Origin of the sequence: Dysgonomonas sp. UBA7710, assembly GCF_002482385.1 — a bacterium.
In the GTDB taxonomy this organism is placed as follows: Bacteria; Bacteroidota; Bacteroidia; order Bacteroidales; family Dysgonomonadaceae; genus Dysgonomonas.
The window spans coordinates 22,020-36,750 of the sequence record NZ_DLFW01000048.1 but is presented as its reverse complement, the minus strand read 5'-3'; the positions used below and the strand labels follow the sequence as shown (position 1 = coordinate 36,750).

9 protein-coding genes are annotated in these 14,731 nt (G+C 41.1%); all 9 read right to left on the bottom strand.

Annotated features, from left to right (window positions below):
• Positions 1–16 precede the first annotated feature (16 nt).
• The 9 genes from B3317_RS17195 to B3317_RS17155 all read right to left on the bottom strand — a co-directional run bounded on the left by B3317_RS17195 (position 17) and on the right by B3317_RS17155 (position 14,581).
• Positions 17–2,341 (bottom strand): GH92 family glycosyl hydrolase, encoded by a 2,325-nt coding sequence (locus tag B3317_RS17195; protein ID WP_291114051.1) that lies wholly within the window; start codon positions 2,339–2,341, stop codon positions 17–19.
• Positions 2,342–2,348: 7 nt separating this feature from the next.
• A complete protein-coding gene (locus tag B3317_RS17190) occupies positions 2,349–3,350 on the bottom strand; it encodes a glycoside hydrolase family 130 protein (RefSeq protein ID WP_291114048.1) in 1,002 nt (333 codons plus the stop codon).
• A gap of 27 nt (positions 3,351–3,377) precedes the next feature.
• Complete coding sequence (locus B3317_RS17185) at positions 3,378–4,685, bottom strand: MFS transporter (RefSeq protein WP_291114046.1); 1,308 nt, start codon at positions 4,683–4,685, stop codon at positions 3,378–3,380.
• A 235-nt stretch (positions 4,686–4,920) separates the two neighbouring features.
• Positions 4,921–5,913 carry a hypothetical protein gene (locus B3317_RS17180; protein ID WP_291114043.1) on the bottom strand — a complete coding sequence of 331 codons (993 nt, stop codon included), beginning with the start codon at positions 5,911–5,913 and terminating at the stop codon, positions 4,921–4,923.
• Positions 5,914–5,948: 35 nt separating this feature from the next.
• On the bottom strand, positions 5,949–7,367 hold the full coding sequence (locus B3317_RS17175) for a BT_3987 domain-containing protein (protein ID WP_291114040.1): 1,419 nt from the start codon (positions 7,365–7,367) through the stop codon (positions 5,949–5,951).
• A 29-nt stretch (positions 7,368–7,396) separates the two neighbouring features.
• On the bottom strand, positions 7,397–8,542 hold the full coding sequence (locus B3317_RS17170; RefSeq protein ID WP_291114038.1) for a DUF1735 and LamG domain-containing protein: 1,146 nt from the start codon (positions 8,540–8,542) through the stop codon (positions 7,397–7,399).
• Between the two features lie 14 nt (positions 8,543–8,556).
• Positions 8,557–9,594, bottom strand: coding sequence for a glycoside hydrolase family 18 (locus B3317_RS17165; protein WP_291114035.1), 1,038 nt, complete (start codon positions 9,592–9,594; stop codon positions 8,557–8,559).
• 22 nt (positions 9,595–9,616) lie between these two features.
• Positions 9,617–11,245 (bottom strand): SusD/RagB family nutrient-binding outer membrane lipoprotein, encoded by a 1,629-nt coding sequence (locus B3317_RS17160; protein ID WP_291114033.1) that lies wholly within the window; start codon positions 11,243–11,245, stop codon positions 9,617–9,619.
• A 12-nt stretch (positions 11,246–11,257) separates the two neighbouring features.
• Positions 11,258–14,581 (bottom strand): SusC/RagA family TonB-linked outer membrane protein, encoded by a 3,324-nt coding sequence (locus B3317_RS17155; RefSeq protein ID WP_291114030.1) that lies wholly within the window; start codon positions 14,579–14,581, stop codon positions 11,258–11,260.
• Positions 14,582–14,731: the final 150 nt, after the last annotated feature.

The window sequence follows — 14,731 nt, the reverse complement described above, 5'->3', positions numbered from 1 at the left end:
TCTGATTTTTTTATATTTATTTTTCTTGCTTCAGATTAAGAGTAATTCTCCCTGCATTTATGAGTTCCTGATGAGATATACGGTAACTTCTAAATGGCTTCCCTCCTACAGTTATATTCTTTATATATATACCTGACTCATTATTGCGATTCGATTCTATAACCAGTTCTTTCTGCTTCCAGTAGCGTTCGTCAAGCTTTATTGTTATCCGGTCAAACACAGGACTCGTCAGTGTATAAGAAGGCTCTCCTGGACAGTCCGGGTAAAAACCCATCATATTAAACACCGCCCACGCAGACATGGTACCGGCATCGTCATTTCCCGGAATTCCGTCAGGCTTAATGGTATAGTGTTTATCTAACAGGCGACGCACATGACGCTGTGTACGCCACTCCTCTCCTTTAAAATAACTGAAAAGATAAGGGTATGCGATGTCCGGCTCATTAGCAGGATCATAATAATCTTTATCAAAAACCATTTCAAGCTTATCTATAAACTTCTTTTTTCCACCCATAAGTTTTGCAAGCCCTTCCACATCATGCGGTACATAAAAAGTATAATTCCATGCGCTTCCTTCATGAAAGCCCGGATTCTCTTCAAAATTCATACCCTGATTCGGATTAAAAGGAGATAAGAAAGTCCCATCCACAAGCTTAGGGCGGAAAGTTCCGTATTCGGATGAGTAATAGTTCTTGTAGCCTAAAGAACGTTGTTTGAAAAGGGTAGCATCTTCCTTTTTGCCCAAAGCTTCTGCCAAACGGGACAGCGAATAATCAGCTATATAATATTCCAGAGCATGAGAAACCGAATTATCAAACTCACTTCTTAGAGGTACATATCCCAACCGCATATAATCACTATTATCAGGCCGCATACGATTAAAATCACCTTTTGAGGATGCATAGTAAGAGTCAGGTAATGCCCCTCCTTTTCGTATTGTATCGGTTGAATAAGATATACCTGCCATAGTTGCCGATTTATAAAAGGCTTTATAAGCCGTTTCAATTTCAAAATCACGTAATCCTTTCAGCCATGTGTCTGTGATAACAGGAATTGAAGGGTCCCCTTCCATCGTCCAGGTCTCACGTCCGTATAGTTCCCATTTAGGCATCCAACCCCATTCTTTGTACATATCTATCATAGACCGTACCATGTCCATCTGGCGGTCAGGCCAGACAAGAGTCATCAGTTGGTGCAAGTTACGGTAGGTATCCCAAAGAGAGAAAACCGTATAACGGATATTATCAGTCTTCAAAATCTTATTTCCCTCCATAGCGGGATATTCTCCATTCACATCGTTTAATACATTCGGATGTATCAACGTATGATAAAGGGCTGTGTAGAAAACTGTCTTTTGTTCATCTGTCCCGCCTTCAATCAGAATACGTGACAAATCATTATTCCATTTCTCTTTGGCTTCGGCATATATGGTATCAAAATTTTTATCTTTAGTCTCCTTATCAAGATTAAGCCGGGCATTCTCTATACTGACAAATGAAACACCTATTTGTACTTCTATTTGTTCTTCTTCCGGTAAATCGAAACTAAACCATGCACCGACATCATCTCCTGCAATATCTTTCTGGTATCCCTCATATATTTTGTACTTTCCATGATCGGGGTCCCATTGGGCTTTAACTCCTTCCATCAGACGTTGTTTCTTCCATAGTCCGCTTTGAGAAGGATTTTTTGCAATACGCATCACAAAATAGACAGGAAAAACAGCTCGCGAATTATAGCAGAATGTACCCAACATTTTCATTCCTTCTACTTCATTACTCCCATTGAAACGGACAAAAGCTCCTGATTCATTGGTCAGCCCCTGACCCAGATTGAACAATATATTCGCCCGTCCTTTTGGAAATGTATAACGGTGTACGCCGGCACGGGTTGTAGATGTAACTTCTGTTAGAATATCATATTTCGTCAACCTGTTGGAATAATATCCCGGAGTAGCTTTCTCCCGGATATAGCGGCTACCATAATGATGATAATCCACGTCCAACTCCCCCATTGTTGGCATTATCAATAATGACCCCAAGTCCGGACAACCTACCCCGCTCAGATTTACATGTGAGTAACCGGTAAAAAAAACATTGTTATATTCATATGGAGTCGACCACCAGCGTGCGTCTTTATCGAATGTATTGTCTTTACTTCCCATTACATTGAAAGGCACAACCGACATCATTCCATTAGGCACAACCGCCCCGGGATTGGTAGTACCGAAATTCGTTGTCCCTATGAAAGGATCAACCCAATCGACAGGCTGTTTTTTCTGTGGGTATAAGGAAGATGCAGCAATGGTGAATACTATTATCAGAGTGACACGTCTTTTCATTACAATATTATAGAATATTTGTTTGTTTCGTAAATTCTATTATTTCGTCTATATAGCCGAATGCCAATCCGGTAACAGTATCGGCACATCCGTAATATACAGCAATGCGCCGGGTTTCGGGGTCGTGCAATGCTGCACAAGGGAATGTAACATTAGGCACATCTCCTGTCAACTCGTACAATTCCCGTGGAGCGATAAGGTATGCGCCGCTGCGGGCGATTACTTTCCACGGCTCATCCTTATCCAGTAATGCTGAACCGAAGCTATAAACATAACCGTTACATGAACGCAATACACCATGATATATCATCAGCCAGCCCTCTGATGTTTCGATAGGAATAGGGCCTGCCCCTATTTTCATACATTGCCATGCGCTGTGTTCGAATGCGGCGGGTGACATAACATGCCTGTGACGTCCCCAGAATTCCATGTCGGGAGATTCGCTGTAGAATATATCGCCGAAAGCTGTATGTCCGTTATCGCTCGGACGACTAAGCATGGCAAAACGCCCGTTTATCTTGCGCGGAAACATTACTCCGTTGCGGTTAAATGGTATAAAAGCATTCTCCAGTTGGTGGAATGTTTTGAAATCTTTCGTCCATGCACAACCGATAGTAGGCCCGTGATAGCCGTTACACCATGTCACATAATAACGATCTTCGATCCAAACAACGCGAGGATCGTAGCCATAAACCCATTCCCCAATCTCGGTATCGGCACCAGTAAATATTATATCCTCTTCCTTAATATCCCAGTTGATTCCGTCTTTACTGAACCCGGCATGAAGCCTCATCCGGCGATTAGTATCATCACAACGGAATACTCCGGCATAACCATTGCCGAAAGGCACAACGGCGCTATTGAAAATACTGTTCGATGTACTAAGGGCATCACGGCCAATAATCGGGTTGGCAGAATAACGCCACATTACATCTTTACATCCTGCCGGACGTTCTTCCCAAGGCATACCCGATAAAGACTGACCTTCTATTTTTAATTTGCTTGCCATAATTGCATTATTATTTTATAGCTAGATTTATTTAATTTCTTCTGTTAATATTTCGCCCTCATTTTCCTTTCTATCGGGATATTTAAACGGAATTATGCGGGAAACCACCAAAGCCGGTATCATTGCAACGGCAACAACCACAAAGAATTGCTTGTATCCCAGCCAATCACTTAATACACCGCTGACCATTCCGGCACACATGTACCCAAGGTTCATTACTCCCGATGCAAAAGCATAATGCGCCATTTTGTGCGCTCCCGGTGCTACCTGTTGCATCATAAACAGAGTGAGGCCAACAAAACCAAATCCATAACCAAAGTATTCACATATAACGGCCGAGCCTATGAGAAATGTATTTGACGGTTGGAATATGGCCAGCAACAAATAGATAAGGAATGGCAGGTTAATTGCACAACAAAGTATGAATAATGTTTTTTGTAGTCCTTTATGGGAAATGTAATACCCTGCAAGTATCGAGCCCAGGATAAATGCCACGGTTCCGAATGTACCGTTTATAAGCCCTATCTGGCTTACTGCAAGACCAAGACCTCCATTTTCTACAGGGGCTTTCAGAAAGAGTGGTAATATCTTGATCGCCAGCCCTTCGGACAGCCTGTATAATATGATAAATATAATATAATAAGCAATGTTTTTCTTCTGGAAGAATGTTACAAATACATTCTTAAAAGAATTCCATCCCTCTCTGGCAGAATTAATTTTAGTTGCAGAAATTCCTCCGGACGGAAGCACACGGCTATGCCACAAGCTCAAAAGAATCATTATGGCAGCAACTACTCCCATTATAAGCATCCACGCATTGACAACCCCCATTGTATTTTTCAGTGTTCCGGCAAGAAATACCAATCCTCCGTTAGCTACAACCTTTGCTATATTGAAGAAAGCACCCTGCCATCCGATATATTTAGCCTGGGTCTTTGTATCCAGTTCTGTCATATACACCCCATCGGTAGCTATATCGTGCGTGGCCCCGCTAAATGCAATCACTCCCATCAATGCAATGGTATAGGTAAAGAAATCGGGCAAAGGAAGACTCAGCGCTACCAGGGCAAAACAAAGCCCGGTAATCATCTGGGTACCGACTACAAAGTATTTCTTTGTTTTGAACATTTCCAGAAAAGGACTCCATACAGGTTTCAAACTCCACGGAAGTATAATGAGCGATGTCCAAAAAGCGACTGTGGCATCAGATATTCCCATTTCGGAAAACATAATTACCGACACAAGCTGTACCATGACAAACGGTAAGCCCATGCCAAAATAAACCGTAGGAACCCAAAACAAAGGAGATTTAACCTTAGATATAATATATTTCATGTTTTTCAAATGAGTTTTAAAATAGATCTGCCGAACTCCAGATATACAATACAAAATAACTTTTGTAGCAAATTATTCTGTTTGCTATTCAGATTGGTTAAGGCACAAAACTGAAAAACCACAAAGATATTTCAAGGATTCGATCATTTTATTTTCTAAAGAAAGCCGCACGGACAAAGGTTATCCGCCTTCGCCTGTGCGGCTGTTAATTGTTTATAATACTTTAGATTGCACTTTATATAGGTGCACAGAAGTATCCTGTATATAATTTCTCTTGCTCGTCATTTATATATGAGAATATTCCCCAGATGTTGGTTCCATCGTTTTTAATGATTCTCATTGTGACAGGAGTAACAATAGAACCAGCACTATAATAGTAATAGTCAAACACAGCATCTTCTTTGGTTCCTACATCTTTACCTCCCTTAAATTCCAATTTATACCAATAATAGGAATAGTAGTCCCAGCCATACCTTTGTTTACCTTGGCTAGTTACTTCATTCAGATATGTATAATACGAGGCATCCGTTTTGGAACCATTATAAAAATAACGCCGGGTATTGTCAAGCATAATAGTTTCTAACTCTGCATCCGTAAAAGGATTCATAGATGCCGTTACTGTAACCGCAATATCTTCCGATAGCCCGGTACAGTCCGTTACCGTAACTATAGCTGTAAATTCTATTTTCTTAGAAACAGCAGTCATGCTGATAACCCCTTCTTCATTCACGCTAACTGTCACGGCAGGATTGTTTGATGTAACTTCATATCCGCCGTTACCTAACACTACATTCGCAGTCAGAGTCTTAGAATTACCTAATACGGTTACCAAGTCAAATGTTTCATGACTTAACTGGAGCTTATCGGTGGTGTACACACTAACCGGCACTTTACGATAGCGGCTATACTTATCAGAAACGATCAATGAGGTCTGCCCATTCGCAACTCCTTCTACTTTCACCACTCCATCTACAATTTCAGCTTTGGCTATATTTGCATCCAAAATAAATGCATCATATTCTCCTCCCCCTTCTTTTACATCCACAGTTATTTTATTCTCAACGCCTACTTTTACCCTAATAGATTCCTGTCCAAGTGTAAATGCCGGAACTTCGGTTTCGCCTCCGGGATTTATAGTTTCATTGTCGTCATCGTTGCATCCAGTAAACCCAATGGGCAACAACATGACTACGACCAACATCTGTATTATTTTATTTATGGTTTTCATAATTCATTTCACATTTAAATGATTAGTACGCTTTCCTATCTCCAGTCTTTCGGATACTTAATACCATCAAATACCAGTTCATCGTCGTAGAATGCTCTTGCCATTCTTTGCATAGCCAAATATTGAAGAGCAAAATTAGATCGGTTAGGGTCCATAGCAAAGATCATATGTGACAAATATCCGTTGTCGCGCATTCTTTTCAAGTTACTTTCACTTGCTATACGTCCTTGTGAAAACTCTTGTGAATACAGGCCCATATTAGCTTTAGGCATTCCTGGGAAATAAGAGGTTAAATCTGAAGAACCACCATAATCATGTAATGCATAATCAACAAACTCGCCGGAATTCATACCATCAATAACAGGCAGGCCGTATGTTGTGCTATAAGCATAAGCAACCACCCATCGTTCCGGTTGAATTTTCTTTACTTCATAGCAGAGGCGTGCTGCCGGCTCCTTACCGGGATATACAAATCCGGGAGTTATATTACTGTATTCATAGTTTGAATATTCATCATCTACAAATATTCCGTCCAGTTGGTAAGCATCACACATTGCTTTTACTTCCTTGGCAAATTCCTGAGCTGTTTCTTTACTCATATTTGCTATTCCCGACCGGTCATGGTTCCCTAAAAGCCCTAATATAATCTTTATACCTCTATCTTGTAATGGCTTCAGGTATTTCTCACGGTTATCAAGAATGGCTTTTACATTTTCGTTGTTGAAAATATATACCCGTCCGGTTTCTTCGTTATAGTTGATATTCGCGGAAAAAATAATCAAAGCATCTACTAACGGTTTACCGTTACTGGCTAATGTAAAGCTAAGATTGTTTAGCGGATTGGTATCATTAACCTCCATACAACTGAATACTTTAACACCCGGAGCACCATCTACGTATTTGGTACAGTCAGGAATTCCGGTCAGGTCTTTTATGAATATCATGCGGGTTTGGTCAGCTTCCGCTAATTTAAAATCGCCCGAAGTTACTTTCATACGCAAAGGAATAACATAGCTTTTTTCAGGAGAAAGACTACCATCTGAAGTATATGATATTTTCATGGCAGCTGATTGCTCCGAACCTTTATTCAGGCTGATAGTTCCACCATCAGCCAATATAACTTTTGCCTGAGGAAAAACTTCGTAAGTAGTACCGTAGGTATTATTATATTCGGTAAGTATAGTTTCGTCATAGCTTACAGCTACTGTAGCTTCCGAGGCAAGTTTTGCTGTCGTCTTCAGTTGCAGGTACATATCACCTGCATCGCGGAATTCTACATTCGAGAACATTCGCTTTCCGTTGTTGTCGCTAATGTAGCCCATTACAGAACCGTCCCCTGTAGAATATCTGTTTTCATCGAGAATTCCTACTGTAATATCTTCGGAGCAGGCTGTAAGCAAACTGCCTGCCAGCATAAAGGCTGCAATCCAATATTTAGATTTTAAATATTTCATAAATTCTTTTCTTAAAAGTTATAAGACTGTTATTTAGGCAACGAAACCGGCATCCATGTAATTGTCTTGTTTGCAACTATGGTATTCTCATGCCCTGTATGATCAGCTATTATCTGTCCGCTTCCTTCGTTGAACTTCCAATATGCTGCTAAGCCCGGACTGTCAGGCGCTACTACATAAAAATGATCTTTCCCTTGAATTTCATCTGCAGTAAGTACACGGTTCCACACCCGGCACTCGGATATAGTTCCTTCCATATAACGATTGTCGTCATACGATTTTCCGACATAGAAGCTTGATGTAGCCCAGTTCACGCTATTTCGATAATTTGTTGTTTTAGTATCGCCTTTTTTGACACCATTGATATAAACATTCACAGCACCATCAGCCGAGTTGTAAGTAGCAGCGAAATGTACCCATACGTTGGTCGGTAACTGCCAGGCTGCATCTGTGATATTTCCACTGGAAGTAGCTAACTGGAGCTGATTGTCAGGGACTCCTGCATCGCCAATACGGAAAAGGAAGCTTCCTTCGATACCCATTACTGTACTAATAAGTTTCCCAAACTTGTTTACATATAACAATACTTCTATAGATACCTCTTTCATATCTTTCAAGGAAGAAGTCCCCGGATTCTGTAGCGAAAGGTAATTTTCTGTAATATCGGCTACTGTATTAATCAGGGCAGCACCTTTAATTACGAAGTAAGTATTACGGGCGCTTTTCAGGAATTCAATATTTGATTGGGCCACGGTTATTGGTAATACATAAACTAAATCACGGTCTAAGCCGGAAAGGTTTTTGAAACTTATTTCCACATCACTACCTTTCACTGTACCGGCTGCAATGGTAGATACCGCCTCTGTAAACTCATAATATTCACCGGGAAGGATAATGGCATTATCTTCATATGTCATATTATATTGGCTTACTAAAGACTCGTCCACTTTATAAGTCACTACAATATCAGATCCTTCGGGCTTGGCAATAGAAGTCTGAATGGTTCTGCTCTCTGTTTCATTAGTTCCCATCAGCAGTATAGAGCCAACTTTCTCCGAAGTGGTGAAAGCTTTATTATCATAATTTTCCGTATCATCTCCGCAAGAAGTGAATGCACCGCAAGCCAAGAATGCTACAAAAAATGAAAGTACTAAATTATTGATTCTGTTTTTCATAATCATTTCTTCTTTTATTTTACGGATGGATTAACACTCGAAATAATTTTTCTCAGGTAGTAATAATCCTTTACAGTGGTATGGTAATCGGTAGATGCATTGTAAACACCCACGGCTTTTACTTTTATTCCACCATGCGGAACCGGCGCCCAGTCGGCGAGTCCTTCCATCGTCACTGTTCCGTCGGCAAAATATCCGATACTTTTGTTCGGATCATTCAGATCAATAGCCATTACCACCATTCCGAAACGATCTTTTGCAATATTATCTATGTTCGCTAGTAATAAAGTATAAGTCAATTCATCCTTTGCTGTTGCTGTTTTTCCTGAAACAAGGATAGACAGACAATCATCTAGTAATGAAGAATCTATCAGATTTTGAGGCTTTCCTTCGTATATTGTTATTTTCCCCGGATTACGTCTTTTCCAGTCTCTCATAATATTGATGAAAGCGGTTTCGTTTTCGATATATTGTTTCAATTCATCAGGACGCATATGAAGCCGTGATTTTCCGGCATAACCGATACAAATACCATCGTAGTTGTATTTGTTCACCAAGCTGAGTGAGTACTCCAAAGAATCAGTCAGAAAGTCAAGAAATTCCAATGCAATCGGTTCTTCTTCGGTGGCTAATTCAAGTTTGGCGTTATATGCGGCTTTGATTGTCTCAAAGTCTATCGTGTAGATAACCTTCGTTCCCTTCTCACTGCGCACTTTGCTTATATCTTCCAACTCCCAGTTGGCGAGTTTATCCGGATGTATCAGTCCAATTATGTCTACACTGTCGGGAAGATCTGTTATGTGATGCGCCCTGGTGTAAGGTTTCTTTTCACTGTTATCAACCCAGGCATATACCAGAACGTGATCTGATTCTTTATACTCTCGCAGGTTTTCCAGATATCGGGCATAAAGTTCCGGGTTCTCTTCTGCTACATTCGCCTTGTTGAGATCGATTGTTTCCACCTCTGTCCAATCATTGCAGGATACCATCAGTATGGCTGCCAGCATGGAAAAAAGCATTAGAGAAATATTATTTTTCTTATATTTTTTCATAATTATTCTTAGTTAAAACGGATTATTTACCAGGTTTGCAATCCCACCATACACGGGTAGCCATGGAATCACCTTTTTTATTGCTCGATTCCCTTGTCAATAAGCTAACTGCAGCTTCTACGTTTTCCCTGTTTTCGCGGTACTCATTCGTAGGATAAGCCAGACGGGCTATCCCTTCAGCATCATTAACGATTCCTCCGCTCAAGTTGACTGCCATCGGCATTAACTTAGGATATCCGGTACGGCGATATTCCGACCAGGCTTCCATGCAATTAGGGAATATAGCTATCCACTTTTGGGTAATTATTTTCTCCAGTTTTATCTCAAAATCGAAAGCCTCATCCCATGCAACAGTCACATTGGACACAATAGAGCCGGAATAATCATAGATTTGTCCGGATTTTCTGGCTAGTGGGTCTCTGTAGGCTGTCACTTTTCCCGTAGCATTTGCAATATAAGCATCCGCCCCTGTAACATTCCGTTCAGCGAACGATATACGGATACCTTCCTCGTAAAGAGCCTGGGCAGTACCTCCCATATTCCATCCGCGAAGGGCACCCTCAGCACGTAAAAAAGTGGCTTCGGAAGCCGGAAAAACGAGGATATCATCTTCAGTGGTAACATTCATGCAAGAATAGCCATGAGACCATGAATTAAATTCTCCCTGCCTGATTCCGCGACGCAAACCTACATAATCTTCCGCATCGGTGTAACCTCCATTCGAGGTAGTGCCAAAGGTTGACTTGTTATAATATACCTGACGACGAGGATCATTAAATCCATTCATATAGCAAACCAAGTCGGCGGAAATACGGGCATCAGACCAGTTAGGCATGAAGCGTTCCCACGGATTATGATCGGCTACTTTGCGAAAAGCGCCATCTGTAGATGCTGTCATTACACCCAATTCAGAGTTGACGGCTTCTTCCGCTTTTGTTTTCGCCAAGGTTGCATCAGCATATACTATACGCATAGCCATACGAAGTTTCAGGGAATTCGCAAACTTTGCCCAGGAAGCGATATTACCTCCAAAGATGCGGTCTGCTCCTGCATTGAACTGTTGGGTAGACAATCTGGTGAGTACTGCAATGATATTATCCAGATCATCGAACATTTTCGTATATATGTCTTTTTGCGAATCGTAAGGAGACTTAATAGCATTGTCGACACCCACTTTTGTGTAAGGTATCGGGCCATATGTATCGGTTACACGAAGCATCACAGCAATGCGATACAATTCGGCCAGTGAAAGAAAAAGTTCATCTTCGCTCTGGTTTACCAATTGGAAATAATCAGGATAGAACTTCTCATAGAAATCGCCAAAAGGAACCCTCGACCAGTTTTCCGATGGGTTGTAAGTCGCAAAACGTCCGGACCAGCCGGTGCCCAGGTTAGAATCGGCTATATATCCGGAAAATCCACCCGGCATCAGACAGTCAACATATTGAGAGAAATTCTCATTTTCGGGCATCATCACATCCTGCATATTCAATACAAGAGCTCTGACTAAGTACCCGTCTGCCATCATATCATCTACATCCGGTTCGTAAGGATTCTTATTATAATCTTCGAAATTCGATGTGCAAGCGGCTATACCAAAAAGGATTGCGCCGATCATGATAAACTTTGCTATGGTTTTATGTAATTCCATACTGTCTGAGTTTTAGAATTTAAGTTTTACATTGAGTCCTATGCTGCGCAAACTTGGCATCATAAAATAGTCAATACCCTGATAGTAATTGCCTGTGGTGGCAACAGCCTCAGGATCGAACGGAGCCTTGCAATAGAACATAAACAGGTTGCGACCTACCAATGAAAGTGTGATGTCTGCAATATTATTAATCTTTGCACGAGGGATCGTATAGCTGAAAGAAGCTTCCTGTAAACGTATATTCGTAGCGCTATAGGTGTAGAACAAAGGAATACCACTATCAGCTCCAATTAATGAGTACCATTGTTGTGCATCCAGCACATCATTACCATTGATAACTACACCCCCATTGTCACGGGCATTTCCTGTTGCTTCAGATACGCCGTAAGAGTCGAGAACTGCTTGTGTCGCTGAATAAACGACGCCGCCAAAACGCGCTGAAACAAGGAAGCCTAATCCGAAATTGCCCAACGAGAAGTCATTGCGCCATGCCATATTTGATTTAGGAAAGACAGAGCCCAGATAGATACCTTCTGCCAGATCATTCACCTTTACAGCACCGCTTGCATCTACATAAATATTGTTGTTCGAATCACGTTGCAAGTCGGCCATGGAATATAAATCTCCTAACGAACCACCTTTCTTTAAAATGAAGCGCGCTTTAGATAAACCGCCTACATTCATTTCTTCTTTTGTGATTGTTTCTCCGGTCAACGGGTGTATATATCCATCTATCAGGTTGTTAATCTTGTTCTTATTGGCACTAAAAGTATAATTAGAACTCCAGGTAAATTTATTCCAGGTGTTTTTGTAACCCAAAGAAAGTTCTATACCATGATTGCTTACATCACCTGTTTGCGCATAAAATGTACTATAACCACCTGTAGGAGATAAATTAGCATTCATCGTTTGGTTATAGGTTTTTGTATTATAATATGACACATCCAGATTAAAATTTTTAAAGAAGTGGGAAGTAAGACCTATCTCCCAGGAATTAGTCCGTTCCGGTTTCAGGTTATACAACGGATAGGCTGATTGTGAAGTAAAGCTCCCTTTTGAATCATCCCATGAGAAAGTAGGATAAGCCAGAAAACGTGCAAATGGAAGACCTACCGATGCCCATGAACTGCGTAGTTTCAGATAGGATATATTTTGAGGTAAAGTCAAAAGTTCAGATAAAATAATCGAGCCACCTACGGATGGGTAGAAGAACGATTTCTGTGCAGAGCGGGGACCTGCAAGCTGTGAAGGCCAATCGTTACGTCCGGTGAACGTCAGGTAATATGTACTCTCGTAACCCACTTCAGCGGAAGCAAAAACAGATTGAGTTTGTTCACGGTAACCGTTTTCCGATCGTTTAGTTGTCGCTTTATCCAACTGGGCGATAGTGAAATAATTCGCAAGTCCATCTGCAGGTATAGGCCCCGAAACAGAGAGAGCATCTGAACGATTATCGGAGTAAGAAGCACCGACATTCGCTGTCAATGACCAATCTTCGCCAAGATGCTTGTTGACATTCATAAGGATATCTGCATATGTTTGTTTGTCTCCCGTATTGGTTACACCATAGTAACCGTTTTGTGAACCTTCGGCGATAACAGGCTCGGTACTGGCATAATATTTCTGTTTATATGTATTTGTAGAGTTATCCACGCGAACCCGTCCGGAAACATTCAACCAACTCAGAATATCATAAGACAGTGCAGCACTGAGCATGTAACGGTCTTTTTCATTCTCACGCAAGTTGCGATAATTTATCCAGTATGGGTTTTGCAAACGAAATGAACCGCCACCCTGTGGCCAATACTGGGTATATAAATTACGGGCAGGATCGAAACGTTCGAACATTTTATATTCTTCCCAGTCGTTTCCCCGCGGAAACAAATAAGCAGATGCAACCGGATTGGCATATACGCCCTGGTTCACCATATTATCATCTTTCTGTATGATATACTGCATACCCATATCAAGTTTCATTTTATCATTTAAGAAAGATGTCGTATTACGGAAGGTAAAATTGTAACGATCGTATTTATTATTAGGCACTATTCCCCGTGAATTTACAGCAGCAGCCGACAGGTAAGTCTGATTCTGTTGAGAACCTGTAGACAGGGTAACCGTTTCCGTACCAATAAGACCTGTTTGGAAATAATCATCTTTCGGGTTGTATCCGTAGTAGTTGCCGGCGTTTAGACGAGAGCCCCAACTGGCTTCCGTGCCGGATGTTCCGTACCTATCCTGAAATTTATGCATGACAAAAGGATTCAGCATCTCAGTATTGCTTGATACGGTAACTGTAGTACGTCCTATATGCCCTTTTTTTGTTGTAATAAGGATAGCTCCATTTGAGGCGTTGCTACCATAAAGAGCTGCGGCAGCTGCACCCGACAAAACGGATATGGATTCAATGTCCTCAGGATTGATATCGGCGATGGCTTCACTGGATCCTTGCGATTGGAATTCCTCGCTTCCTCCCGCCGCACTAAGATTGTACATAGGGATACCATCTATTACGTAAAGAGCGTTACTCGACTGCTCAATTCCACGAGAACCTCGCATGACGACCTTACTGGCACCTCCGATACCGGAAGAGGATGCATTAATGTTCAAACCGGCAACTTTACCACTCAGAGAGTTGATAAAGTTGGCGCTTTTCACAGTCAACGCGGACTCGGCATCTATCTGTGTTACATTGTAACTCAACGCTTTCTCCGAACGCTTGATGCCCAAGGCTGTGACAACTACAGCATCTAAAATATTATCCTTTCCCTGAAGTGTAATGTTGAACTGTATTTTATTACCAACCGGTACTATAACAGATTCATAACCTACATAAGAAACTCGCAGGGATGTGTTTCCGGAAATAGAAGCCCGTAAAGAGAAAGCACCATCTATGTCTGTCAAGGTCCCGTTTGTAGTGCCGTCTATTGCAACAGAGGCTCCGATAACAGGTTCTCCGTGCTCGTCATATACAATCCCTGATAGCGTTTCAACTTTATCAGCAGGGACAACTTGCTTAGATAAAAGAATATTAGAGTTACTTATTTTATAAGTAATGTCTGTTCCTTTTACCATTTGCTCCAGCGCTTCACTGAGTGGCTTATTTTGCGTGTTAACACTTACATTTTGCTTGATATCTACTTCTTTATCTGATATAAAGAGGTATTTGGTTTGTTTTTCGATTTCATTCATTACACTTTCCATCGGGACATTCCGCATATTTATAGTCACCTGGGTATTTTGTGCAAGAATAGATTGTTGGTTGATCAGAAAAAAACAAATGGCTAACATAGTGGTAAAGAACCATTTTTTTTGCTGAATACTTTTTTTATCCATAACTTTGTGAAATAAGAATCATTAGTAGTTAGAACTTTAAAGTTAATTAACTGCGATTCACGACCTGTCGATGTTACAGCATTGGCAGGTTTTTATTATGTAAATGGCAGATTGAGGTTAGGTTATTCTTTTTGTTATTCCATAGGCATA

Coding starts and splice junctions, on each gene's coding strand:
- B3317_RS17195 (WP_291114051.1), bottom strand. CDS start 2,341: ATGAAAAGACGTGTCACTCTGATAATAGTATTCACCATTGCTGCATCT.
- B3317_RS17190 (WP_291114048.1), bottom strand. CDS start 3,350: ATGGCAAGCAAATTAAAAATAGAAGGTCAGTCTTTATCGGGTATGCCT.
- B3317_RS17185 (WP_291114046.1), bottom strand. CDS start 4,685: ATGAAATATATTATATCTAAGGTTAAATCTCCTTTGTTTTGGGTTCCT.
- B3317_RS17180 (WP_291114043.1), bottom strand. CDS start 5,913: ATGAAAACCATAAATAAAATAATACAGATGTTGGTCGTAGTCATGTTG.
- B3317_RS17175 (WP_291114040.1), bottom strand. CDS start 7,367: ATGAAATATTTAAAATCTAAATATTGGATTGCAGCCTTTATGCTGGCA.
- B3317_RS17170 (WP_291114038.1), bottom strand. CDS start 8,542: ATGAAAAACAGAATCAATAATTTAGTACTTTCATTTTTTGTAGCATTC.
- B3317_RS17165 (WP_291114035.1), bottom strand. CDS start 9,594: ATGAAAAAATATAAGAAAAATAATATTTCTCTAATGCTTTTTTCCATG.
- B3317_RS17160 (WP_291114033.1), bottom strand. CDS start 11,245: ATGGAATTACATAAAACCATAGCAAAGTTTATCATGATCGGCGCAATC.
- B3317_RS17155 (WP_291114030.1), bottom strand. CDS start 14,581: ATGGATAAAAAAAGTATTCAGCAAAAAAAATGGTTCTTTACCACTATG.